Annotated in this window: 26 protein-coding genes; 20 read left to right on the top strand and 6 right to left on the bottom strand. The window is 66.8% G+C overall.

The window, feature by feature from the left end:
* Positions 1–101 precede the first annotated feature (101 nt).
* The 4 genes from NHF53_RS05520 to NHF53_RS05535 all read left to right on the top strand — a co-directional run bounded on the left by NHF53_RS05520 (position 102) and on the right by NHF53_RS05535 (position 3712).
* Positions 102–1094 (top strand): ornithine cyclodeaminase family protein, encoded by a 993-nt coding sequence (locus NHF53_RS05520; protein ID WP_252833419.1) that lies wholly within the window; start codon positions 102–104, stop codon positions 1092–1094.
* A 5-nt stretch (positions 1095–1099) separates the two neighbouring features.
* A complete protein-coding gene (locus tag NHF53_RS05525; protein ID WP_252833420.1) occupies positions 1100–2065 on the top strand; it encodes a threonine/serine dehydratase in 966 nt (321 codons plus the stop codon).
* Positions 2066–2472: 407 nt separating this feature from the next.
* Positions 2473–2886 carry a helix-turn-helix domain-containing protein gene (locus tag NHF53_RS05530; RefSeq protein ID WP_252833421.1) on the top strand — a complete coding sequence of 138 codons (414 nt, stop codon included), beginning with the start codon at positions 2473–2475 and terminating at the stop codon, positions 2884–2886.
* Complete coding sequence (locus NHF53_RS05535; RefSeq protein WP_252833422.1) at positions 2879–3712, top strand: DUF6456 domain-containing protein; 834 nt, start codon at positions 2879–2881, stop codon at positions 3710–3712. Before NHF53_RS05530 ends, NHF53_RS05535 begins: the two co-directional genes overlap by 8 nt.
* 303 nt (positions 3713–4015) lie before the next feature.
* Here the strand turns inward: NHF53_RS05535 and NHF53_RS05540 are convergent, their stop codons facing one another.
* Entirely contained in the window at positions 4016–4450 is a 435-nt protein-coding gene (locus tag NHF53_RS05540; RefSeq protein ID WP_252833423.1) for a SufE family protein, read from the bottom strand.
* Between the two features lie 195 nt (positions 4451–4645).
* On the bottom strand, positions 4646–5047 hold the full coding sequence (locus tag NHF53_RS05545) for a DUF5330 domain-containing protein (RefSeq protein WP_114365034.1): 402 nt from the start codon (positions 5045–5047) through the stop codon (positions 4646–4648).
* 472 nt (positions 5048–5519) lie between these two features.
* On the opposite strand from NHF53_RS05545, the gene NHF53_RS05550 reads away from it, so the two are divergent.
* From NHF53_RS05550 to NHF53_RS05560, 3 genes are all read left to right on the top strand, one after another.
* On the top strand, positions 5520–7049 hold the full coding sequence (locus NHF53_RS05550) for a HAMP domain-containing sensor histidine kinase (RefSeq protein WP_252833424.1): 1530 nt from the start codon (positions 5520–5522) through the stop codon (positions 7047–7049).
* Positions 7021–8022: a peptidoglycan-binding domain-containing protein gene (locus tag NHF53_RS05555; protein WP_252833425.1), complete on the top strand. Its 1002-nt coding sequence runs from the start codon at positions 7021–7023 to the stop codon at positions 8020–8022. Before NHF53_RS05550 ends, NHF53_RS05555 begins: the two co-directional genes overlap by 29 nt.
* A gap of 98 nt (positions 8023–8120) precedes the next feature.
* Positions 8121–9569: a methyl-accepting chemotaxis protein gene (locus tag NHF53_RS05560; protein ID WP_252833426.1), complete on the top strand. Its 1449-nt coding sequence runs from the start codon at positions 8121–8123 to the stop codon at positions 9567–9569.
* A gap of 4 nt (positions 9570–9573) precedes the next feature.
* Here NHF53_RS05560 and NHF53_RS05565 read toward each other — a convergent pair whose 3' ends face one another.
* Positions 9574–9960: a type II toxin-antitoxin system HicB family antitoxin gene (locus NHF53_RS05565; protein ID WP_252833427.1), complete on the bottom strand. Its 387-nt coding sequence runs from the start codon at positions 9958–9960 to the stop codon at positions 9574–9576.
* Positions 9957–10367, bottom strand: a complete 411-nt coding sequence (locus NHF53_RS05570; protein ID WP_252833428.1) for a type II toxin-antitoxin system HicA family toxin — start codon at positions 10365–10367, stop codon at positions 9957–9959. Before NHF53_RS05570 ends, NHF53_RS05565 begins: the two co-directional genes overlap by 4 nt.
* Before the next feature lie 138 nt (positions 10368–10505).
* Here NHF53_RS05570 and NHF53_RS05575 point away from each other — a divergent pair, with 138 nt between their 5' ends.
* Complete coding sequence (locus NHF53_RS05575) at positions 10506–10853, top strand: DUF1491 family protein (protein WP_252834919.1); 348 nt, start codon at positions 10506–10508, stop codon at positions 10851–10853.
* Between the two features lie 13 nt (positions 10854–10866).
* Here the strand turns inward: NHF53_RS05575 and NHF53_RS05580 are convergent, their stop codons facing one another.
* Positions 10867–11187, bottom strand: a complete 321-nt coding sequence (locus NHF53_RS05580; protein WP_252833429.1) for an MmcQ/YjbR family DNA-binding protein — start codon at positions 11185–11187, stop codon at positions 10867–10869.
* Between the two features lie 659 nt (positions 11188–11846).
* Here NHF53_RS05580 and NHF53_RS05585 point away from each other — a divergent pair.
* Both NHF53_RS05585 and NHF53_RS05590 read left to right on the top strand, forming a co-directional pair.
* Positions 11847–12443 carry a hypothetical protein gene (locus tag NHF53_RS05585; protein WP_252833430.1) on the top strand — a complete coding sequence of 199 codons (597 nt, stop codon included), beginning with the start codon at positions 11847–11849 and terminating at the stop codon, positions 12441–12443.
* 205 nt (positions 12444–12648) lie between these two features.
* Complete coding sequence (locus NHF53_RS05590; protein WP_374591160.1) at positions 12649–13908, top strand: DNA-packaging protein; 1260 nt, start codon at positions 12649–12651, stop codon at positions 13906–13908.
* A 5-nt stretch (positions 13909–13913) separates the two neighbouring features.
* Here NHF53_RS05590 and NHF53_RS05595 read toward each other — a convergent pair whose 3' ends face one another.
* Positions 13914–14054, bottom strand: a complete 141-nt coding sequence (locus NHF53_RS05595) for a hypothetical protein (RefSeq protein ID WP_170141949.1) — start codon at positions 14052–14054, stop codon at positions 13914–13916.
* A gap of 236 nt (positions 14055–14290) precedes the next feature.
* Between NHF53_RS05595 and NHF53_RS05600 the strand changes: the two genes are divergently transcribed.
* The 10 genes from NHF53_RS05600 (at position 14291) to NHF53_RS05645 (ending at position 21143) form a co-directional block, all read left to right on the top strand.
* Positions 14291–14902 (top strand): hypothetical protein, encoded by a 612-nt coding sequence (locus tag NHF53_RS05600; RefSeq protein ID WP_252833431.1) that lies wholly within the window; start codon positions 14291–14293, stop codon positions 14900–14902.
* A gap of 106 nt (positions 14903–15008) precedes the next feature.
* Positions 15009–15356 carry a Dabb family protein gene (locus NHF53_RS05605; protein WP_252833432.1) on the top strand — a complete coding sequence of 116 codons (348 nt, stop codon included), beginning with the start codon at positions 15009–15011 and terminating at the stop codon, positions 15354–15356.
* A 450-nt stretch (positions 15357–15806) separates the two neighbouring features.
* A complete protein-coding gene (locus NHF53_RS05610) occupies positions 15807–16979 on the top strand; it encodes a phage portal protein (protein ID WP_252833433.1) in 1173 nt (390 codons plus the stop codon).
* Positions 16980–17183: 204 nt separating this feature from the next.
* On the top strand, positions 17184–17501 hold the full coding sequence (locus NHF53_RS05615) for a DUF6107 family protein (RefSeq protein ID WP_252833434.1): 318 nt from the start codon (positions 17184–17186) through the stop codon (positions 17499–17501).
* Between the two features lie 46 nt (positions 17502–17547).
* Positions 17548–18168 carry an HK97 family phage prohead protease gene (locus NHF53_RS05620; RefSeq protein WP_114365022.1) on the top strand — a complete coding sequence of 207 codons (621 nt, stop codon included), beginning with the start codon at positions 17548–17550 and terminating at the stop codon, positions 18166–18168.
* Between the two features lie 6 nt (positions 18169–18174).
* Positions 18175–19479 (top strand): phage major capsid protein, encoded by a 1305-nt coding sequence (locus NHF53_RS05625; RefSeq protein ID WP_252833435.1) that lies wholly within the window; start codon positions 18175–18177, stop codon positions 19477–19479.
* Between the two features lie 234 nt (positions 19480–19713).
* Complete coding sequence (locus tag NHF53_RS05630) at positions 19714–20283, top strand: phage head-tail connector protein (protein WP_252833436.1); 570 nt, start codon at positions 19714–19716, stop codon at positions 20281–20283.
* Positions 20283–20618, top strand: coding sequence for a phage head closure protein (locus NHF53_RS05635; protein WP_252833437.1), 336 nt, complete (start codon positions 20283–20285; stop codon positions 20616–20618). Before NHF53_RS05630 ends, NHF53_RS05635 begins: the two co-directional genes overlap by 1 nt.
* Positions 20615–20764, top strand: coding sequence for a hypothetical protein (locus NHF53_RS05640; RefSeq protein ID WP_252833438.1), 150 nt, complete (start codon positions 20615–20617; stop codon positions 20762–20764). Before NHF53_RS05635 ends, NHF53_RS05640 begins: the two co-directional genes overlap by 4 nt.
* Positions 20748–21143 carry a DUF3168 domain-containing protein gene (locus NHF53_RS05645; RefSeq protein WP_252833439.1) on the top strand — a complete coding sequence of 132 codons (396 nt, stop codon included), beginning with the start codon at positions 20748–20750 and terminating at the stop codon, positions 21141–21143. The genes NHF53_RS05640 and NHF53_RS05645 overlap by 17 nt, the downstream gene beginning before the upstream one ends.
* The last annotated feature ends 272 nt before the right edge of the window (positions 21144–21415 follow it).

Raw genomic sequence — 21415 nt, forward strand, 5'->3', positions numbered from 1 at the left:
GAATGCGGCCACTAGTCCCCCTGCTCTCCCACTACGGTGATTGCGGTACAGGGTGTGCCGTGCCGATGCATCCCATGAAGCCAAAAATCGAGGGGTCATGCATGAAAACGCTGCTGCTTAAGAAAGATGAAGTAAGGCGGCTGATCGGTATGACGGAAGTCATCGGCGCTGTGGAAGAGGCATACAAAGCCTTTAACAGCGATCAGGTGGAACAACCTGATTACATAGGGATGCATCTCCCATCGCCCCGTGGGGAAATTGACTTCAAGATTGGTTACCACAAAGCCGATGAAGTGCTCTCCATGAAAGCATCTTCCGGAGGGTTCATTGATAACCCGACAGCACACGGCGTGCCGAGTGGCATGGGGACCATTCTGCTGTTTGATGCCAGGAGCTGTGCGTTGATTTGCGTCATGGATGGGAGCTTGATCACCGGCTTCAGAACGGGGGCGGCTGGAGCCGTCTCCGTCAAAGCCCTGGCCAGGAAGAACGCCGGAACGATCGCATCGATCGGCACAGGAAATCAGGCAAGAATGCAAATCCGGGCGATCAACGAGATCATGAAAATTGAAGAGATCCACGCTTGGGACAGTAACCCGGACACGCTTTTCCAATACAAGACCGATATCGAAAGCGAGTTCGGCATTCCCGTCACTGTCGCAAGCTCCAAAAAAGAAGCCGTTGAGCAGGCCGATATCTTGATTACGACGACCCGCGGGAAAGGGTCGCTTGTGGAAGCGGATTGGGTGAAGCCCGGCACACACATCGTTGCCATCGGCACAGATCAGCGCGGCAAGCAGGAGCTGGATCCGGAACTCTTCAGGAACGCGAAAATCATCGTCGACTCGATCTCGCAATGCACAGAAAAGGGCGAGACCTGGCACCCGCTGAATGAAAACATCATCGCCAAAGACGACATCCATGGCGAAATTGGCGAGGTACTGTTGGGAAGGAAGCCGGGACGAGAAAGTGATGACGAAATCACGATTTTCGATTCCACGGGGATGGCCATACAAGACAATACCACAGCCAGCAAAATCTATCAGAATGCAGTAGCCAATAACGTCGGCACGTTATTTCAGTTCTTTGAGTGATTACTATGCGCAATTACCCAACCATCCAGGACATCCGTGAAGCTCAGGAACGGCTGAAACCGCACGTCAGGCATACGCCGCTATTGCGTGCGGACAAAATCGAGAAAGCCGCTGGCTGTCAGCTCTATCTCAAACCCGAAACCCTGCAGATCACTGGTGCCTTCAAAATCCGCGGCGCGCTGAACAAGGCTCTCTCGCTCTCGAGAGACGAGATCGCAAACGGCATCATTGCGACCTCGTCAGGCAACCATGCCCAGGGGCTCGCTTATGCCGCCAGGATGCTGGGCGTAAAAGCGATATTGGTTCTTCCGGTCACCACGCCAAAGATCAAGATCGAAAATACAAAAGCCCTCGGGGCGGAAGTCGTTCTTTTCGACGGCGATACCGCCGCCAGATGGAAAAGGGTGTATGAAATCGCGGAAGAAAACAAATACGCGGCTGTTCACGCTTTTGAAGACCCCATCGTGATGGCCGGTCAGGGAACGATCGGATCTGAAATACTGCAGGACCTGGACGATGTAGATACGGTCATCGTTCCCGTCGGCGGCGGAGGCCTGATCTCGGGAATCGCGACCGCCATAAAGGAAACGAAACCCTCGGTTCGCGTCATCGGCGCAGAGCCTGCCTTGACACCGAAGTATTTTTACAGCCGGCTCAACAAGGAGCGCACTTCGCTTCCCTTGAAGAACACCATTGCGGATGGCTTGAGGATAAGCGTTCCGGGTCAAAACCCGTATCCGATCATCGAAAAATATGTGGACGAGATTGTTCTTGTTGAAGACGAGCACATCATCGCCGGGATGCGTGCTCTTGCCAAGGATGCGAAATTGATCGCTGAACCTGCCGCCTCGATTGGCATCGGAGCACTGTTGGCGGGCAGCATAGACGTCGAGCCCGATGAAAAAGTCTGTGCGGTGTTGTCCGGCGGAAACTGGGATCTATGCGACCTTGCCGAGATATACACAATGTAGCGGGGTAAGCAGTTCCAGCTTCGGTCGGTTCACCACCTCGAACGCAGTTGAACGTCTGCAATCCTCATGGTCAAGCAAGACTCTGCCGGGCCGGAACGCGGCCCGAACACGTCATTCGGCGATCAGCTTGGCGACGACCGCTCCCCACCATTTAGTTGCCAAGATGCCTTCAACCCGATGTCCGCTTTCGGGCGGATGCCAAAGCTGTCGGAGCGTCCGAAACGAAGGCGCAAAGCTGCCGCTCTGAAACCACGCGAGATGTCCCCCCGGCCCCTCAACCCGCTCGTCCCCCTCCACCCCACCCCCCTCTCGAAAAACACACCTCCCCCCAATTCCTGTGGTTTTCTCGTCCGGCAGTTGGGCTAAAAGAATATAGGAATAAAAGCCTATACGTCGAGGAGAGCCCCATGCTGTCACAGGAAGCCGTTCCCGTCGAGTACCAGAAGGTGCCGCGGCCGCCGGACCCGGCGGCGATGCTGTCTCCCGCCGAGCGGCAGGATTTGCGCTTCCGCTGCATGATGGTCCGGCAGGTGGTGGCGGAGCTGCTCGCCTTCGCCGGCTACGAGGGCAGGGCCGGTCGTGACCGTCGCCGCTCGGTCCAGCACATCCGCCAGATTTCCATGTATGTCAGCCACGTCGTCCTGCAGATCCCGATGCAGCATGTGGCGGTCGCCTTCGGCGCCGACCGCACCACCGTCTCGCACGCCTGCCGCATCGTCGAGGAGCGGCGGGAGAACCGTGCCTATGATGACTTCGTGGGCGCCGCCGAGCGCCTGACGGCAAGCTTTTTCCTGACGCCCGGAGGCCACCTGCATGGCTGACGGCAATCTGGTGCCGGCAGAGCGCAAGGCGCTCCTGCGGCTGATGCGGCTTGCCCTTTCCGGGCCGATGCGGATCGCGGGCGAGGAGGGCGGCGCCTGCCGCCTTTCCGGCAGCGGCGGTGAAATCGCGCTTTCCGAACGGCTCTTGCGCCTCGCCGTCGCCCGCGGTCTCCTCAAGCGGCGCGGCCGGGCGATCGTCGCGGGCAAGGAGGCGCGCGCCTATCTCAGGCGTGCGCTCGCCGATCCCGAGGCGAGCGGCTTTGCCGACCAGCACCGCGAGATCGAACTCTGCGCGCTGCCGGGCGAGGAGGGCGGGGAGGGCGAGGCGGGGACGCCGGCCGCCACCGTGCGGCGCAATCTCGCCGAATCGCCGCTCGGTCCGCTCGCCCGCCTCAAGGGGCGCGACGGCAAGCCTTTCCTCGATGCGCAGGCGATCGAGGCGGGCGAGCGGCTCGCCGCCGATTTCCTGCACGCCGGCCTGCAGCCGCGCATCACCTCCTCCTGGGAGCCGCGGCTTTCGAGCCGGGTCAAGGGAGCGGCCGGCGGCGCTGCGGAGCTCGGCGACGGCGCCCTTGCCGCCCGCCGGCGGGTGACGGCGGCGGTGGAGGCCATGGGGCCGGAACTCGCCGGCGTGGCGCTCGACGTCTGCTGCTTCATGAAGGGGCTGGAAACGGTGGAGCGCGAACGGCAATGGCCGGTGCGCTCGGCAAAGCTGATGCTGCGCGCCGCGCTGATGGCGCTCGCCCGGCATTATGCCCCGCCGGCGGCTGCGGGACGGCACACCCGCCACTGGGGGGCGGAGGATTATCGTCCCGAGATCGGCTGAGGCGTGGTTCTGTTCGGGGTGGCGGGGTCGGCCATCGTCGAACGAGGCCTTCACCCCCCTCTGCCCTGCCGGGCATCTCCCCCACAAGGGGGGAGATCGACTCGCGGCAAGCGTCCCCGGGCTCGTCCAGTGCCGCGTCTACAGCCTTCCTTTCCGCAGATTCCGATGCCGGAGATGGCACGGCGAGTTCTCTCCGTCCGATCTCCCCCCTTGTGGGGGAGATGCCCGGCAGGGCAGAGGGGGGTGATCGGAGGGCAGAGACGCAAACCGTCGACGCAGACGAACGGCGGCAGGGCCAAGCGATCAGCGTCCGGGGGCGCCTTCCACCAGCGCCTGGGCGGCTTCCTCGCGGATGCGCTGGATCATCGAGCGCAGCCCGTTCGCCCGCTGGGCGGAGAGGTGCTCGATGAGGCCGATCTTGCCGAAGAGCTCGATCGCGTCGAACTTGACGATCTCGGAGGCGCGCTTGCCGGAATAGGCGGCGAGCACGATCGCCACCAGTCCGCGCACGATATGCGCGTCCGAATCACCTGAAAACGCGATCACCGGGTCGTCGCCTTCGCCGACCCTGCTTGCGAGCCACACCTGGCTCGCGCAGCCCTTCACCTTGCGCTCGGCGGTCTTTTCCGCCTCCGGCATCTCGGGCAGCGCCTTGCCGAGTTCGATCACGTAACGATAACGGTCTTCCCAGTCGTCGAGGAAGGCGAAATCGTCGATCATGTCCTGCAGGGTCGTCATTCCCGGCTCCGTGCGTTGTCTCTTCTCCGATATAGGCGATCTTGGCGGTGAATTGAACTGTTGCACTGCGGGAAAAGAAAACGCGGCACCTTTTAAAAAGGCACCGCGTCGGCCGAAAGGGGCACAAGTCGACAGTGTGGCAGTATGGCAGTCATGGGGCTCCGGAACCGCGAAGGCTCCGGGGCAAGCGTCGAATCAGGAGGCGGGCTTGGCGCGCGGCGTCGGCACGGTGCCCTGCGGGGCATTGACGGTGCCGGTCACGATGACGTCCGAGATGGCGTCGGCGGCCTCGCCGGCCGCGGCGGCCTTGTCCTTGGCGTCGTCGCCGAACTGGCGGTCGAGAAGCTGGTAGGCGACGAGGGCGCCTTCACGGGCCCGCTCGCCGAGTGCCGCGAAGGTTTCCGCACCCTTGACGCAGACATCCGGCTTCACGCTGCAGATCTCGCTCACATAGGCATAGGCGTCGGTGGCCGCCGAAATCGCGTCGGCGACGTTGAGCGCCGAGCCGGCGTCCTCGGTCTGCGGGCGGCTCCCGAAATAGGAGAGCAGCACCAGCACCATCGAGAACCAGAACGTTCCTTTGATCAGAAACCACATTGCGTTCATCCATCCGAGCACCACCGGCCGATGCCGGTTGCCGGGTCGTCCCGGCGTGTGAGCGGAGCCTATTCGCGGGGTGGAAATTTCGCTTTGCAAAACTCGCTCGGGTTTTCGGCGAAATTGATTAAAATGCGAACGATCGGCCTCTCTCGCGCCATTTGCGTCAAATTTTAGCAATCGCCGTTAAGCATAAACAGGGGGTGGTTCCCCGAAATCCCGGCGATTTGCCGCGGCGCCTCCGGCCAAAAGTTAACGTGGCCCGGAAAATGCCGTAATTTCCGTCGCTTACGCCCCGTTAACCATGAATGAGAAAGCTTGTCCGGCTTGTTCCGGAATGGCGCAAACCGGGCCTTCCGAGGGGGCTTGCGACCCCTTTCTTTATCTTTTCCTTAAGCGCGCGGGGCCTATGGTCGGACCGTTCTTGAGGTGCAAGCGTTCGCGGAAGTCTGGCGTGCTGGTATTGAGTAAAATGGCTGACATGACGGCGGCGGTCCTGGATGATGTGGCAAGGTCCTGCCTTGCGCGCGCCGGTGCCGGACGGGCCGTCGCAACCGCCGACGTGGTGCTCCTGCGCCGCGTGATGCAGGTCTTCCTGCCGCTCGTTCCGGCCGTTCCCGCCGCCCTGCTCCTTGTCGCCGGCCCCGCCGTCGCGCTGCCGCTCGGCTTTGCGCTCGTCCTTTCGCTCTTCCTCGTCGCAAGCGTCGCCGCCTTTGCTTTCGCCCGCACGCCCGCCCGTTCGGGCGAGGTCGCCGAGACGTCCGCGGACGGCTTCTCCGTCGATGCCTGCCCCGGCCTTCTCCTCCGGCTCGATGCCAAGGGCCTGGTGCGCGCTGCCGGCGGCCGCGACCGCGAAGTCTTCTTCTCCTTCCTGCGCGATCCGATCGACCGCCCCTTCGTCGAGCATGTGCATGTCTCCGACCGGCTCGGCTTCGTCGAGGCGCTCGCGGACCTGCGCGCCGGCGTCGATGCGGTGGCGATCGATCTTCGCCTCGACCGGCCGATGCTCGGGCTGGAACAGTCGCAATTCATGAACGTCCGCATGGACATGACCGCGGTGCGCGGCGCCGACGGTGCGCTTTCCGCCGTCCACGCCCAGATCCTCGACATCGCCGGCGAGATGCGCATCCGTGACGAGGCCCGCCGCATGGCCGGCGAGGCGGCCGACGCGCACGAGACCAAGTCGCGCTTCCTCGCCGCCGTCAGCCACGAACTCAGGACGCCGCTCAACGCCATCCTCGGTTTTTCCGACATCCTCGCGGGCGAGTATTTCGGCAAGCTCGAGAACGACCGCCAGCGCGAATATGTCGGGCTCATCCACCAGTCGGGCGCCCACCTGCTTTCGGTCGTCAACGCCATGCTCGACATGTCGAAGATCGAGGCCGGTCGTTACGAACTGACGCTCGAACCCTTCGCCATCGCCGAGACGATCAGCCATTGCGAGAACATGCTGTCGCTGCAGGCGAAGACCCGCGGCGTGACGCTGACGAGCCGGCTCGGCCGCAACCTCGGCGAGGTCGTTGCCGACGAGCGTGCCGTTCGCCAGGTCTTGATCAATCTGGTCGGCAATGCCATCAAGTTCACCGAAGCCGGCGGTGCGATCACGATCGACGCCGGCGTCGAGGGCGGCGAGCTGAAGATCGTCGTCAGCGACACCGGCATCGGCATCGCGCCGGAAAAGCTGTCGCTGATCGGCAAGCCGTTCACCCAGATCCACGGCGAGCTCAACCGCCGCTACGAGGGATCGGGGCTCGGGCTGTCGCTGGTGAAGGGCCTGACGGCGCTGCACGGCGGCCGTTTCGAAATGACGAGCCGGCCGGGCGAGGGCACCGTGGTGACCGTCACACTGCCGGCGGACGGTTCCGGTATCATTGCCGCGGCCGACATGGCCGGGCCGGACAACAGGGTGGACTTCCCGCCGCGGCTGAAGGCGGACGACGCTTGCGCCGCGCGAACGAAGGACGAATGGGTGCATGACGAAGCGAAAGCGAAAATCGCCTGAACGCAAGCCCGCGCGCCGCGCGCCGGGCCTCGCGTTGCGGGCTGCCGGCGCGCTCGCCGGTATCGCGGCTCGCCATCCCGTCGGCGTCGGCGGGGCGGCGGCCTTCTGCGTCGTGTTCGGCATGATTACCGCCAATGCGCTCTGGTATCAGCCGGGCGTTCATCCCTCTCCCTTCTGGCGCACCCGCGACCGGAGCGATTTCAACGCGCTTGCCGGACTTGCCCGCAATCCGCTGATGGAAGACCCGTCGAGGGTCACGACCTTCCGCATCGCGCGGGTGGAGGCGCCGCAAGAGGGCGATCCCGCCGCGACGGCCGATGCCGTGCGGCCGACGGACGGAACGGTTTCTGCGAACGAGACGACCGCGGCCCTGCCGACCGCCGGCGCCGATGCGGAGCTCGTGCGCGCCGTGCAGCAGCAGCTCGCCCGCCGTGGCTTCTATGACGGCACCGTCGACGGCGTCACCGGCCCGCGCACCGAAGCCGCGATCGCCGCCTTCCAGAAATCCGTCGCCATGCGGGCGGACGGCCGGACGAGCCCGGAACTGCTCGCCGCTCTCACCGTCGAAAGCGGTGCCGTCGCCGTTCGTCCGGTGCCGCGCCCGGCCGGCGACATCTCGCCCGCCGCCGGCGAGGACCCGGTGGCCGCCGCGATCCGCAACGCCGACCGGACGATTGCCACCATCTCGGACAAGCGGCGCAAGGCGCAGACGGCCGAGCGCGCCGTCGAGGTGGCGCTGCGTCCGGCAAAGGACATCCCGCAGGCGATTGCCGGCGGGGCGGACCCGAACCTGGTGATGGCGATCCAGCAGGGCTTAAGCAACATCGCCTACAGCGAGGTCAAGGTCGACGGCATCGCAGGCGAAGAGACGCGGTCGGCGATCCGCCATTTCGAGCGCCACTACCGCCTGCCGGAGACCGGCGAGCCGAACCCGGCCGTGCTGAAGAAGCTCAAGGACATCGGTGCGCTCTGATCTCGCCCGGATGCATTAGACTTTCGTCTATATCTGAATATTTGCAAAGCCTTAACCACGATCGGCGATGATCCTCCGAATCTTGGGAGGGGTTTGCAATGACCGTGTCGAATGCGCTCGCCGTGAGTGAAGAGCATGACGTGCCCGACGAGGCTGCGGCGGATGCCGCTCTCCTGAAACGGATCGTCTCCGAAATGGCCCGCGAGGCCTCCGAGCTCGGCATCGACCTCGTGGACATCGCCGGCGCGATCACCGATGTCGCGGCGATGTCGAAGCGCCATGCCGGGACCTTCGACGACATCACCCGCACCGCCCTTTCGATCGCCGAAACCAACAATGCGGTGGCCTCCGCGCTCGGCGAGACCGACGCCACCGCCGGCGAGGCGCGCCGCATGCTGTCGGACTCGGCAAGCCGCATGACCGGCGCGGTCAGCAAGATCGACCAGATGGTCAATGCCTCGATGGAGATCAGCAGCGAGATCGGCACCTTCTCGCGCTCGCTTTCCGACGTCGACAAGGTGGCGAGCGAGATCGGCACCATCGCCCGCCAGACCAACCTCTTGGCGCTCAACGCCGCGATCGAGGCGGCGCGTGCCGGCGAGGCCGGCAAGGGCTTTGCCGTCGTGGCGGCGGAAATCCGCGCGCTGTCCTTGCAGACCTCGCAGGCGACCGCCTCGATCCAGGCGATCCTCGACGACATCCGCAGCAAGATCGAGAAGCTCGCCACCGCCGGCAAGGGCGCGAGCGAGAGCGCGCTCGACGTGCGCGAGACCTCGCAGGCGATGAACCAGTCCTTCGGCACCATGGAAGGGGTGATCACCCGCATCCTCGACAGCGCCTCGGTGATGGCGAAGACCACCGAGACGGTGAACGGCCAGTGCTCCGCCTTCGTCGTCACCCTCGGCGAGATGGCCGGCGAGGTGAGAAGCTCCGACGGCGCGCTGCAGAACGCCGCGGCCCGCGTCGACAAGGTGGTGAACCTCTCCGAGACGCTGATCCAGCTGACCGCCAGCGCCGGTATCGAGACCGTCGACAGCGCCTGGATCCGCACCGCCCGCGAAGTGGCCGAAAACATCTCGGCGGTCTTCGAGGAGGGCGTGCGCGCCGGCCGCATCGCCATGGACGCGCTCTTCGACCGCCAGTACCGGCCGATCCCCGGCACCGACCCGGTGCAGATGATGGCCCGCTTCACCGAATTCACCGACAGGGTGCTGCCGCCGATCCTCGAACCGGTGCTCTCCTTGAGCGACCGCGTCGGCTTCTGCGCCGCCGTCGACGTCAACGGCTACCTGCCGACCCATAACCGCAAGTTCTCCGAGCCGCAGCGGCCGGGCGATGCGGTCTGGAACACCGCCAACTGCCGCAACCGCCGCATCTTCGCCGACCGTGTCGGCCTTGCCGCCGGCCGCTCGACGGCACCCTTCCTCGTCCAGACCTACCGCCGCGACATGGGCGGCGGCAACTTCGTCGTGATGAAGGACATCTCCGCCCCGATCACCGTCTCCGGCCGCCACTGGGGCGGGTTGAGGCTGGCGGTGAGGGTGTGAGTGGTCAGGCCCGCAAGGCGTGCCGTCTCCCGGAGGCGGTGCCTTCGGCGCGATCAGGCCGCCCGGCGTGCTCGAGCTTTTGCTGGATGGCGTCACCGATCCAGCTGTTGAGCGATATGCCTTCTTCCGCGGCGTTCATCGCGGCACGCTTGTGCAAGTCGGGCGTGACCCGCACGTTGAAGCTGCCCCTGTAGGGCTTCGCCGGTTCGCGGCCCTCCTCCTCGCAGTCGGCGAGGTAGGCGTCGATCAGGTCACGGGCGACGGCCTCGGCTTCGCTGGCCCGGTCGCATTCGGCGACCAGCACGTCGTCGATATGAAGTACCTTGACGAAAAGCGCGCCGTCATCGAACTCGACGGACGCCTGATAGCCCTTGTAAGTGATTGTTTTCATATCAAACCCTGCTCGATCAGTTGATCGCGTATCTGCCTGACCATATACGGCTTCACCTCGTTTCCGGGGTGGGGTTCATGCAGGCGGATGATCTGTTTCGTGGAGGAATGGACGAACTTCCGTCTCGATCCTCCGCCGGCGTCTTTTTCCTCGAAGCCCAGATTTGCGAGCATCCGTACAAGCTCCCTGTAAGGAAACGGTCCTCGGCACGCCTTGAAGTCCTCGACAAGCCTATCTCCGCGCGACATGTCTTCTCGCTGAAATTTTACGCCGTTTCGATGCGGCAGTGCAACTGAAATATAGTCGCATATGGTGCCTGTTCCTATGGGACAAGTTTCAGAAATATTCAAATCGGTGGCTGCGTGGCCAATGTTTGAGATGGTTGTGCAACGCAAGATTGCAGTCAAGGGTAGAGCTCTGTGTGTCACGCTCCGCTCGTGTTGGTCCGAGCATTCTTCACCAAGTTTCCGGAGCATGGTTTGACGCACGCAGCCACCTCCTCCACCCCCATTCCCTTCTCCTCCCGCTTGCCCTATGACGCGCGGATGCGTCTTCGTTCCGACATCTTCGTTTCCGCGCTCGTCCGCCGCGTGTTTTCGTCCGGCGGGTTTGCCGCCGTCGCCCGCAAGGGCGCGGAGGAGGCGGGCGCGATCTACGTGCGCCAGCGCTTTCGCGACGGGCTCGAAACGCTCTACGGCCCGGCGCCGCAGAGCCTGATGGCCGAGGAGGGGCGCGACGACCGCGGCTTCGAGGTGCGGCTGACGCGCGTGGAGGCCGGCGAGGTCGACGCGCTGCTTGCGCGCGAGGGCCGCTTCGACCCGGATTACTGGGTGGTGGAACTCGAAACCGACGACCTCGATGGCGTGTTGCCCATCGCCGGCGGCGAGCGATAGGCGAGGGGCGTCCTCAGCCGCGCAGGCCCTTCGGGGCGACCGTCTCCCACGCTCTGCGCAGGAGGTCTGCGACATCCGCCGGCTCGGCGCTCGCGTAGTGCAGCACCGTCCAGCCCTTCATGCCCCAGGCGCCGGGGACCGGTGAAAGCAGGCCGGGTGCCGCCGCGACGGCGAGCGCCTGCCGGTCGGGGGTAAGCTTCAGCACCAGCTCGTCCGGCCGCGGCAGGGTGGCGAAGACCTTGTCCCGCAAGCGAAAATCGCGCTTGCCGAAATGGGCGCTCTCCTCCGCCTCGGGCAGCGACAGCGCAAGAGCGGCAACCTCGTCCTCGGTCATGGCTGGCTCCTTCCTCGGTTGGTGCGAGGATAGGGGCAAGCGGTGGGTGGGGCAATGGATAGGAAAATAATCCTTGACGGCGTGACGGTCGTTTGCTAGTCTTCGGTCATGGTCGAAGAGGTGCGGCTGGAGTGGCCCGGTGGGTTCGGGCACCGATCTCCCCCCTTGAGGGGGAGATGTCGGCGAAGCCGACAGAGGGGGGTGAACCTCCGGCCTCGGCGCTTGCTGCGATACTTCTGCCCCTCACCCTGACCCTCTCCCCGCTCGCGGGGAGAGGGGACGGCCGGCGCGGTGCCGCTTGTCCCTTCTCCCCGTCAGAACGGGGAGAAGGTCCCGGCAGGGGGATGAGGGGCACGCATCTGCGGCCGACAACGCTTTCCGTGATACCCCTCTCAAAGGGGAGATCGGCCGGCGGCCTCGCTAGCTTAAGGCGAGCGAAGTCAAGTAATTGATCGCAAAAAGAGTTTTTCACGGCGCAGACGCGCCGTGGCTGGATGCCGGGTCAGGCCCGGCATGACGGTGGAGATGGATGCACTGCTCGATCTCCCCTTTGTGGGGGAGATCGGCCGATGGCTCCCGCCAGGCACTGTCAATCATTCGAGGCTCGGGGTTCGCCCCGGGCCTTTTTCGTCGGCGTGGGCCGGCAGGGAGATCAGGCGATGGACGAGGCAGACGAATTCGACATCTCGGTCTTCGGCCTCTGGCCGCCGGGCGGGGCGGGCGCGGAGCCTGCGGCGGAGGCTGCGGACGCGCCACGGATGCGCCGGGCGGTCGGGCGGCTGTTCCTCGAACTGAAGTCGGTCGACCGGCCGTCGCCCGTCGACGAATTCCAGATGCTTCTCAATGACCTGACGGCGGAGATGCGCGACCAGTTCGAGCTTTTCCGCAGGTTGCGGGCCTCGGCCGAGGCGCTGATTTCCGGCGAGGACGAGGCGGCGGCGAAGGCCGCGCGCGCCGACGCGAAGGCGGCGACGGATGCCATGGCGCTGCTCGTCCGGACGCTCGAAAAGATCGACGGCCTGCAGCGGCAGATCGTGCGCGACCGCGAGGCTGCGGAACTCCTGGCCGAGGAAGAGGGTGGCGATGCGGCAATCCGGGCGGAACTTCGGGCGATCATCGACGCCCAGGCCGATGCGCGTGCCAGACGGCTTCTGCAAAGCTGGACCGCGGCCCGCGACGGCGCTCCCGCCACGGCCGGGGAAAGCCCCGGCGATCCCGGTGAACCGGAAAGCGCGCCGGGCGCGCGAAGCGGATGACAGGCGTGTCGTGAGAAAAGGCAAGGGCGGCGTCGTGCAGGCGCTCGACGAGAACCGCAAGGGGCTCGACAGCATCGGCGCGGCGAGGGGGCGAAACACGGCTTCGTCGGACGAGTTGGCGGGCAACATCGCCGCAAGCCTGACGCCGCAGACGCCGGAGCCACGGCCCACGGAAAGCACCGTCGCCGATCCGGACGTCGCCGCCGTGCTCGCGCGGCTGGCGCCGTGCGATCCGGCGGTGCTGAAAAGGATCGGCCGGAGCTGGGAGTTCACCGGCCGGCCGGAGCAGAAGCCGCCCGAAGGCGACTGGCGCTCCTGGCTGGTGATCGGCGGGCGCGGCTCGGGCAAGACCCGCACCGGCGCGGAATGGGTGCACGCGCTGGCGCTCGCCGCCGGGGCGCGCTCCGATCTGCGCATCGCGCTCGTCGCCGAAACGCTGGGCGACGCCCGCGAGGTGATGGTCGACGGCGCCTCCGGCATCTGGCGGATCGCCCGGCGGATGCGGCCGGACGTGGAAATTTCGCGCCGGCGGCTCGTCTGGCCGAACGGCGTGATCGCGCAGTTCTTCTCCTCCGAGGACCCGGAGAGCCTGCGCGGGCCGCAGTTTCACTTCGCCTGGTGCGACGAGCTGGCGAAATGGAAATATCCCGACGAGACCTACGACATGCTGCAGTTTGCGCTGAGGCTTGGCACCGCGCCGCGGGAACTGGTGACCACGACGCCGCGGCCGCTGCCGCTGTTGAAACGGCTGATCGCGGGCAAGGGAACACGGGTGAGCCGGCTTTCGACCGCCGACAATGCCAAAAACCTCGCGCCGGGCTTCATCGCAGCGCTTCAGGACCGCTACGGCGGCACGCGGCTCGGCCGGCAGGAACTCGACGGCGAGCTGATCGAGGACCGCGAGGACGCGCTCTGGAAGCGCGAGCGGATCGAGGCGGTGACGGTGAAGCTGACGGGGCCGCTCCGGCGCATCGTCGTGGCGGTCGATCCGCCGTCGGGCACGGGGCGCGAAAGCTGCTGCGGCATCGTGGTGGCCGGGCTCGAGGAGAACGGCCGCGCCGCGGTGCTCGCCGATTGTTCGGTGGAGGCGGCCAGCCCGGCGCAATGGGCGCAGGCGGTGGTGCGCGCCTACCGGCGCTTCGAGGCGGACCGGGTGGTGGCGGAGGCGAACCAGGGCGGCGAGATGGTGGCGGCGGTGCTGCGCAGCATCGATGCCGGCCTGCCGCTGACGCTGGTGCGCGCGACGCGCGGGAAATATCTGCGGGCCGAGCCGGTGGCCGCACTCTACGAGCAGGGCCGGGTGGTGCACGCCGGCCGCTTTGCGGCCCTCGAAGACCAGATGTGCGATTTCGGCCCCGACGGGCTCTCCTCAGGCCGCTCGCCGGACCGGCTGGATGCGCTGGTCTGGGCGCTGACGGCGCTGATGCTGGAACGCGCGGGCGAACCGCGCGTCAGGCATGTGTGATGGGCTTACTTCGTGGAGGTGGACGGCTGGCCGGCGCCCTGGCGCATCTGGCGCCATTCGTTTTCCATGCGTTCGAGAACATGGGCCGGGATCGACTGGGCCTGGATCTGGGCAGGGGTCTGGGGCTGAGTGGGCTTCACTTGCATCCGGATCTCTCCTCAATGAGCGGGCGCGTCCGACATGGGACGGGTCCAATTTTCACAGTGTTAAATCTTTGTAAATACTCCCTTCGGGTGCTCTAAACGATTGAAATTCTTTAAAACGATTAGAGTTTCCCGGTTTCTCACTGCAATTTTGTCGCACCCCTTCGGAACCCACCGAAAACGGGGGCGGCCGGCTGTTGCCGTGAGCGAGGGAGGCGGAGACGAGGGACGAATCGACGATGGCCGATGAACGCGATTTCTACCGGGCGATCCGGGCCGACCCCTTCGGCGGGCGCCTGACCGACGGGCAGGTGCGGGGGATTTCGGCGATCCGCGGCGAATGGATGAAGGCGGCGCCGGACGGCGATCCGCGCCATCTCGCCTACATGCTGGCGACCGCCTTCCACGAGACGGCGCGGACCATGCGGCCGGTGCGCGAGACGCTCGCCTCGACCGACGACAGGGCGATCGAAATCCTCGACCGGGCCTATGCTGCGGGGCGACTGCCGCAGGTTCGGCGGCCCTACTGGCGGCGCGACGGCGAGGGGCGGAGCTTTCTCGGCCGCGGCTTCGTGCAGATCACCCACCGGCGGAACTACCGGCGGCTCTCCGAGGCGCTCGGCATCGACCTCGTGAGCGATCCGGCCCGGGCGATGGAGCTGGAGGTTGCGGCAAGCGTGCTGGTGAGCGGCATGACGCGCGGGCTCTTCACCGGCGTCGCGCTCGCCGACGTCTTTTCGGCGACCAGAGAGGACTGGGTCGGCGCGCGGCGCATCGTCAACGGCCTCGACCGGGCGGCGCTCGTTGCGGGCTACGGCCGCGCCTTCCTGAAGGCGCTCGCCCGACGCTGATCGGGAACGTGGGTGGAAGGCGATTGAGCGGGGCGGGCGGCCATGCTATCCGGCGGCTGCCCGAATCCTGAGGCGCCCGCCGTCAACCAAGCCGGAGCGAAGGCCCGTGATCCGCCATATCGTCCTCTTCACCGTGCCGAAGCACGAAGACCTCGACGCCGTGCTCGACGGCCTGTCGATCCTGACCGGCATTCCCGCGGCGAAGCGTCTGGAGATCGCGACCAACATGAAGGCCGACCGCTTCGACGACGGCATCGACGTCGTGGTCTACGGCGAGTTCGAGGACGAGGCCGCACTTGCCGCCTACCACGCCCATCCGCTCTACCAGACCTCGATCGAGAGGGTGAAGCCGCTGCGCGGCAGGCGCTTTGCGGCGGATTACGATACGGCGGCAACGATCACCGCGCCGCGGTGTTTGGGAAGCTACAAGGGTCAGGGTGAGGGGCGAAAGTGAGGGAGGCGCGTCATCTTTCCGCCGTCATGCCGGGTTCGACCCGGCATCCAGTCGCGCGATGTCCATCGCGCGGGGAGACGTCTTCGCCTTCATAGAGGTGCGTTCTTTCGGCTCGCCGACGCGCGCCGGCTGGCACCCCGGATCAAGTCAGGGGTGACGGGGCGATGGATGCACCACCCGATCTCCCCCTTGAGGGGGAGATGTCGGCGTAGCCGACAGAGGGGGGTGGATCCCGATCTCGGCGCTTGCGGTGATACCCCCTCTGCCCTGCCGGGCATCTCCCCCACAAGGGGGGAGACCGGCCGTGCGGCAGCGTCGCGGCCGTCCCCCCCCATCTGCGAAATCTGGCACTTAGCTTTCGCCAAGATGCGGATTTCGCTTCTTCTCCCTCCAAGGGAGAAGAGGCGCGCCCTGCGTGGAGCCAACCTCGAAACAACAGGATGAAATCCGATGAGATTGCCGTTTCGACTGCCGTGGGGAGCCGCGGCGGGTGAGGGAGCCGTTGCCGAGCGGAAGGCCGTCGGCGGCGGGCTGGCGCTGGTCGCCGGCGAGGGGCGGGCGCAGTGGAGCGGGCGCTCCTACGGCACGCTCGCCCGCGAGGGCTTCATGAAGAACCCGGTCGCCCACCGCACAGTGCGGCTGATTTCGGAAGCCGCCGCCGCCGTGCCCTGGCTGCTCTATGACGGCGAGACCGAGGTCGGCGAGCATCCGGCGCTCAGGCTGATGGCGCGGCCGAACGGGCGCACCGGCGGGGCGGATTTCCTGGAGGCGCTCTACGGCCACCTCCTGCTTGCCGGCAATGCCTTCGTCGAGCCACTGGTGCTTGGCGGGCGGGCGGCGGAACTGCATCTGCTGCGCCCCGACCGGGTGAGCGTGGTGGCGGGTCGCGACGGCTGGCCGGAGGCCTACGAATACCGTGCCGGGAGCGCGGTCCGGCGGATCGCGGCGGAAGGCGAGGGGGCGCTCATGCACCTGAAGCTCTTCCATCCGCTCGACGACCATCTCGGCTTTCCGCCGCTTGCCGCCGCCCAGGTCGCGCTCGACCTGCACAATGCCGCGGCGCGCTGGAACAAGGCGTTGCTCGACAATTCCGCGCGGCCCTCCGGCGCGCTCGTCTACCAGCCGAAGGAGGGCGGCAATCTCGCGCCCGACCAGTACGAACGGCTGAAGCGGGAGCTGGACGAGGGCTATTCCGGGCCGATGCGGGCCGGGCGGCCGCTGCTGCTCGAAGGCGGGCTCGACTGGAAATCGATGGGGCTCTCGCCGCGCGACATGGATTTCGTCGAGGCGCGAAACGGGGCGGCGCGCGACGTGGCGCTCGCCTTCGGCGTGCCGCCGATGCTGCTCGGCATTCCCGGCGACAACACCTATGCCAACTACCAGGAGGCGAACCGCGCCTTCTTCCGGCTGACCGTGTTGCCGCTCGTCAACCGCACGGCGAAGAGCTTTTCCGGCTTCCTCTCCGGCCTCTTCGGCGAGGCGCTGACGCTTGCCCCCGACCTCGACCAGGTGGCCGGGCTCGCCGCCGAACGCGACGCGCTCTGGGCGCGGCTCGGCGGTGCGGACTTCCTGTCCGATGCGGAGAAGCGCGCGGCGGTCGGCTACGGGCCGGGGACGGACTGAGGCGATCCGGGACAGTCCTCCAGCGATCTGCGAAGAGCTTGAATCGGTCTCTGAAGAAGCGGAATCGAAATCGCAGGAACGCCCGCCAAGGGATTCATCCGGCTCGGCAATTCGCGCGCTTCATGCGACGCACGAGGGGCGCTTTCGCGCCCGCGGGGGACCGAGGCGACGCGGATTTCAGTTTAATTAGAAGAGGTTAATAAAATGACCGACTGGAGCCAGGACGGCGCGCAATTCACCGCGAAGGTGCTCGGCGCCCTCGCCGGGTCGGCAATCTCGCTCGTCTACATGCTGCCGAAGGGCAGGCAGGAGGCGGCCGGCCGCTTTCTCACCGGGCTTGCCTGCGGGCTGATCTTCGGCGATCCGGCGGGCCTCTGGCTCGCCCAGAAGCTCGGGCTGGTGGCGAGCCTTTCGCCGGAGGACATCGTGCTGGCCGGTGCAACCGCCGCGAGCCTTCTCGCCTGGTGGAGCCTCGGCCTGCTGGTCCGCTTCCTCGACCGCTACGGCCGGCCGAACCGGTAGCGACCGGACCTTCCACACCCATTCCATCGATCGAAGGAGAATGCCGATGCGTGCCTATCGCGGGCAGGCCTATCGCGGCCCGGCCTATCGTGGTCCGGTGTCGCTCACCCAGAAATTCGCGAGCCTGACGCTGGCCGGCGTGACCGGCGACGGCGTCTTTTCCGGCTATGCCAGCGTGTTCGGCGAGGTGGACCTCGGCCGCGACGTGGTGATGCCGGGCGCGTTCGGCCACTCGCTTGCGGCGCGGGGGCCGGGCGGCGTGCGGATGCTCTACCAGCACGATCCGGCCGAGCCGATCGGCGCCTGGCGGGTGATCCGCGAGGACGCCCGCGGCCTCTATGTCGAGGGCGAGCTGGCGAAGGGCGTGGCACGCGCCCGCGAGGTGCATGCGCTGCTCACGAGCGGGGCGCTCGACGGGCTGTCGATCGGCTTTCGCACCGTGCGGGCGAAGGCGGACCGGGCAAGCGGCATCCGCCGCATCCTCGAGGCGGACCTCTGGGAGATCTCCGTCGTGACCTTTCCGATGCAGCCCTCGGCGCGGGTTTCGAACGTCAAGAATGCGCGGTTCTTCCGCGACAGGGAGACCGAACTCGTCCGCCTGATGCGGCGGGCGGCGCGGCGGATGGCGGCCGGCAATTTCAGATCCAGCAACGTCAACGAAGGATGAGAGGCGATGAACGAGAACCAGGCGAACGGGACGGGTGCGGAAGAGACGGGTGGCGTGCCGGGGCGGGCGGCCCCGGAGGTGAAGGCGGTGCCGGACACGGTCTCGGCGGCCTTCGAGGATTTCATGCAGGCCTTCGAGGCCTTCAAGGAAGCGAATGACGAGCGGCTTTCGGAGGTCGAGCGCAAGCTTGCTGCCGACACGGTCACCCGCGACAAGGTGGAGCGCATCAACCGGGCGATGGACGAGCAGGGCCGGCTTCTCGACCAGCTCGTCATCAAGAAACTGCGCCCGCCGCTCGAACGGACGGGCGGCGGTGCGGCCGGCGGGATGGCCGGCGCGGAAGCGGCAGAGCTGAAGGCGGCCTTCGAGAGTTACATCCGCCGCGGCGACGAGACGGGGCTGCGCGAGCTGGAGGCCAAGGCGCTTTCGGCCGGCGTGCCCGGCGACGGCGGCTATCTGGTGCCGCCGGAGACAGATACCGAGATCGGCCGCCGGCTTGCGTCCGTCTCGCCGATCCGGGCGCTTGCGACCGTGCGGCAGGTCTCCGGCGCGGTGCTGAAGAAGCCGTTCGCGCCGGCGGGCATGGCCTCCGGCTGGGTGGCGGAGACGGCAGCACGGCCGCTGACGGCGACCCCGGAGCTTGCCGAACTCACCTTCCCGACCATGGAGCTCTATGCCATGCCGGCGGCGACGCAAGGCCTGCTCGACGACGCGGCGGTCGACATCGAGGCCTGGATCTCCGGCGAGGTGGATATCGCCTTTGCCGAGCAGGAGGGCGCGGCCTTCGTTTCCGGCGACGGGGTGAACCGGCCGAAGGGGTTCTTAAGCTACCCGACCGTCGCCGATGCGAGCTGGGCCTGGGGCAGTCTCGGCCACATCGGAACCGGGGTGGCGGGCGGTTTTGCCGCGAGCGGCGCCTCCGACGTCTTGATTACGGCGATCTACGCGCTGAAGGCCGGCCACCGGCAGAACGCCCATTTCGTGATGAACCGCCGCACCCAGGGCGAGATCCGCAAGTTCAAGGATGCCGACGGCAACTACCTCTGGCAGCCGCCGGCGGCAGCGGGTCAGGCGGCGGCGCTGATGGGCTTTCCGGTGACGGAGGCCGAGGATATGCCGGATATCGCGGCGGACACGCTTTCGATCGCCTTCGGCGACTTCCGCGCCGGCTATCTCGTCGTCGACCGCACCGGCGTGCGCATCCTGCGCGACCCCTATTCCGCCAAGCCCTACGTGCTCTTCTACACGACCAAGCGCGTCGGTGGCGGGGTGCAGAATTTCGAGGCGATCAAGCTGGTGAAGTTCGGGTAGTCCGGACGCGGCAGTGGGCAGTGGGCAGTGGGCGGGCTGCGGGCCGATCTCCCTCCTTGTGGGGGAGATGTCACGAAGTGACAGAGGGGGGATGGGCAGGCGTCGAGGTTGGGATCACCCCCCTCTGTCGGCTACGCCGACATCTCCCCCTCAAGGGGGGAGATCGGACGGACGCGTTTCGTCACTGCCTACTGCCTACTCGCTATTCCCTATTCGCCCCAGAACGGAGCCACCATGACCTATGCCCTGATCACTCCGCCGGCGGCGGAGCCGCTGACGCTTGCCGAGGTGAAGGCGCATCTGCGCCTCGATGACGCCGACGAGGACGGCCTGCTCGCCGACCTCGTGACCGTGGCGCGCGAGCATCTCGAACGCCAGACCGGCCTGATGCTGATCACCCAGACGCACCGGCTCTACCGCGACGACTGGCCGGCGGGCGGCGTGATTCAGATTGACAGGGGACCGGTGCAACGCATTGACAACGTGACCGTCTACGACGGCGACGGGAACCCGCTTCAGGTATCGCTTCAAGACCACCTGCTCGACGGCGAGAGCCGGCCGGCGCGGCTCTGGCTGCGCGATCCTCCGGCGCCCGGCCGGGCGCTCAACGGCATCGAGATCGATTTTCGCGCCGGCTTCGGCGATACCGGGGCGGACGTGCCGGACACGCTGAAGCGCGCCATGCTGATGCATGTGGCGCTGATGTTTTCCTATCGCGGCGCCGTCGCCCCGGCCGACCAGCCGGCGGCGATCCCGGCCGGCTACGACCGGCTGGTGGCGCCGTTTGCCCGACGGAGGCTCTGATGGCGACGGCGGCCTTCGACCCCGGCGGGCTGACGGCCCGGCTGACGCTGGAAGCGCCCGTGGAAAGCCCCGACGGGCAGGGCGGCGCAACCGTCACGTGGAGCGCGGTCGCGAGCCTCTGGGCGCGGATCGAGCCGGTGACGGCCTCGCCCGGCGAGGAGGCGGGCGGCGGCCGGGTGACGATCACCCACGCGATCTGGATGCGCCACCGCGGCGACGTTTCTTCCGGCATGCGGCTCGTCAAGGGCGGGCGGATCTTTCTCGTGGAGACGGCGCACGATCCGGACGAGAGCGGCCGCTATCTCCTCTGCCGCTGCCGGGAGGAGGGGCGATGAAGCTCGCGCTGCAGACGACCCACCGGGATTTCAGGGAGGCGCTGACCCGGGCGCTTCAGGCGGCGATTGCCGCGCGCACGGTGAAGGCGCGGGATACGGCGGACGCCGGCAAGGACGGGGAGGGCGGCGATGGCACCGGTCAATGAGCTGCTGCAGGCGGTGCATGCCCGGCTTTCGGGTGACGCGGCGCTCGTCGCGCTTCTCGGGCCGGACGGCATCGTCGACCGGCGGCGGGACGCGGGCGTGCTGCCCTGTCTGGTGACGGGGGCGGTGGAGACGCGCGCCTACGGCACGGCGAGCGAGGACGGGCTCGAATGCCTCCTCGATTTCGAGGCCTGGTCGGCGACCGGCCGGCGCGAGGCGGAGGAGATCGCGGCCCGCGTGCGGGTGCTTCTCGACGACGCCGATCTCGCGCCTGCCGGCGCGCGGCTCGTCTCGCTCGCCCATCGCCGCACGGCGAGCCGGCGGGCGGCGGGCACAAGGTTCTACGTGGCGGAGATGCGGTTTCGCGCGGTGCTGGAGTGAGGTTTTTCTCCCCCTTGGCGGAGGAGAATGGAATTTCAACATCTTAGCCGGAGGCTGAGTGTTGGAAATTCCAAGCGAGGGGGGTGTTACACGGATATCCCCCTCACCTGCGATTTCTGGCGCTTAGCTTCGCTAAGATGCCGAAATCGCTTCCTCTCCCTCCAAGGGAGAGGAGGGGCCGGCATGGTGCCACGGGTCGATCTCCCCCCTTGAGGGGGAGATGCCCGGCAGGGCAGAGGGGGGTATCACCGACGAAGCGCCGAGATTGGCCG

Source organism: Ciceribacter sp. RN22 (assembly GCF_024054295.1).
GTDB lineage: Bacteria > Pseudomonadota > Alphaproteobacteria > Rhizobiales > Rhizobiaceae > Allorhizobium > Allorhizobium lividum.

Excerpts from the sequence above, each read along its gene's own strand:
- NHF53_RS05520 (WP_252833419.1), top strand. The coding sequence starts at position 102 with ATGAAAACGCTGCTGCTTAAGAAAGATGAAGTAAGGCGGCTGATCGGT.
- NHF53_RS05525 (WP_252833420.1), top strand. The coding sequence starts at position 1,100 with ATGCGCAATTACCCAACCATCCAGGACATCCGTGAAGCTCAGGAACGG.
- NHF53_RS05530 (WP_252833421.1), top strand. The coding sequence starts at position 2,473 with ATGCTGTCACAGGAAGCCGTTCCCGTCGAGTACCAGAAGGTGCCGCGG.
- NHF53_RS05535 (WP_252833422.1), top strand. The coding sequence starts at position 2,879 with ATGGCTGACGGCAATCTGGTGCCGGCAGAGCGCAAGGCGCTCCTGCGG.
- NHF53_RS05540 (WP_252833423.1), bottom strand. The coding sequence starts at position 4,450 with ATGACGACCCTGCAGGACATGATCGACGATTTCGCCTTCCTCGACGAC.
- NHF53_RS05545 (WP_114365034.1), bottom strand. The coding sequence starts at position 5,047 with ATGTGGTTTCTGATCAAAGGAACGTTCTGGTTCTCGATGGTGCTGGTG.
- NHF53_RS05550 (WP_252833424.1), top strand. The coding sequence starts at position 5,520 with ATGGCTGACATGACGGCGGCGGTCCTGGATGATGTGGCAAGGTCCTGC.
- NHF53_RS05555 (WP_252833425.1), top strand. The coding sequence starts at position 7,021 with ATGACGAAGCGAAAGCGAAAATCGCCTGAACGCAAGCCCGCGCGCCGC.
- NHF53_RS05560 (WP_252833426.1), top strand. The coding sequence starts at position 8,121 with ATGACCGTGTCGAATGCGCTCGCCGTGAGTGAAGAGCATGACGTGCCC.
- NHF53_RS05565 (WP_252833427.1), bottom strand. The coding sequence starts at position 9,960 with ATGAAAACAATCACTTACAAGGGCTATCAGGCGTCCGTCGAGTTCGAT.
- NHF53_RS05575 (WP_252834919.1), top strand. The coding sequence starts at position 10,506 with ATGCGTCTTCGTTCCGACATCTTCGTTTCCGCGCTCGTCCGCCGCGTG.
- NHF53_RS05580 (WP_252833429.1), bottom strand. The coding sequence starts at position 11,187 with ATGACCGAGGACGAGGTTGCCGCTCTTGCGCTGTCGCTGCCCGAGGCG.
- NHF53_RS05585 (WP_252833430.1), top strand. The coding sequence starts at position 11,847 with ATGGACGAGGCAGACGAATTCGACATCTCGGTCTTCGGCCTCTGGCCG.
- NHF53_RS05595 (WP_170141949.1), bottom strand. The coding sequence starts at position 14,054 with ATGCAAGTGAAGCCCACTCAGCCCCAGACCCCTGCCCAGATCCAGGCC.
- NHF53_RS05600 (WP_252833431.1), top strand. The coding sequence starts at position 14,291 with ATGGCCGATGAACGCGATTTCTACCGGGCGATCCGGGCCGACCCCTTC.
- NHF53_RS05610 (WP_252833433.1), top strand. The coding sequence starts at position 15,807 with ATGAGATTGCCGTTTCGACTGCCGTGGGGAGCCGCGGCGGGTGAGGGA.
- NHF53_RS05615 (WP_252833434.1), top strand. The coding sequence starts at position 17,184 with ATGACCGACTGGAGCCAGGACGGCGCGCAATTCACCGCGAAGGTGCTC.
- NHF53_RS05620 (WP_114365022.1), top strand. The coding sequence starts at position 17,548 with ATGCGTGCCTATCGCGGGCAGGCCTATCGCGGCCCGGCCTATCGTGGT.
- NHF53_RS05625 (WP_252833435.1), top strand. The coding sequence starts at position 18,175 with ATGAACGAGAACCAGGCGAACGGGACGGGTGCGGAAGAGACGGGTGGC.
- NHF53_RS05630 (WP_252833436.1), top strand. The coding sequence starts at position 19,714 with ATGACCTATGCCCTGATCACTCCGCCGGCGGCGGAGCCGCTGACGCTT.
- NHF53_RS05635 (WP_252833437.1), top strand. The coding sequence starts at position 20,283 with ATGGCGACGGCGGCCTTCGACCCCGGCGGGCTGACGGCCCGGCTGACG.
- NHF53_RS05640 (WP_252833438.1), top strand. The coding sequence starts at position 20,615 with ATGAAGCTCGCGCTGCAGACGACCCACCGGGATTTCAGGGAGGCGCTG.
- NHF53_RS05645 (WP_252833439.1), top strand. The coding sequence starts at position 20,748 with ATGGCACCGGTCAATGAGCTGCTGCAGGCGGTGCATGCCCGGCTTTCG.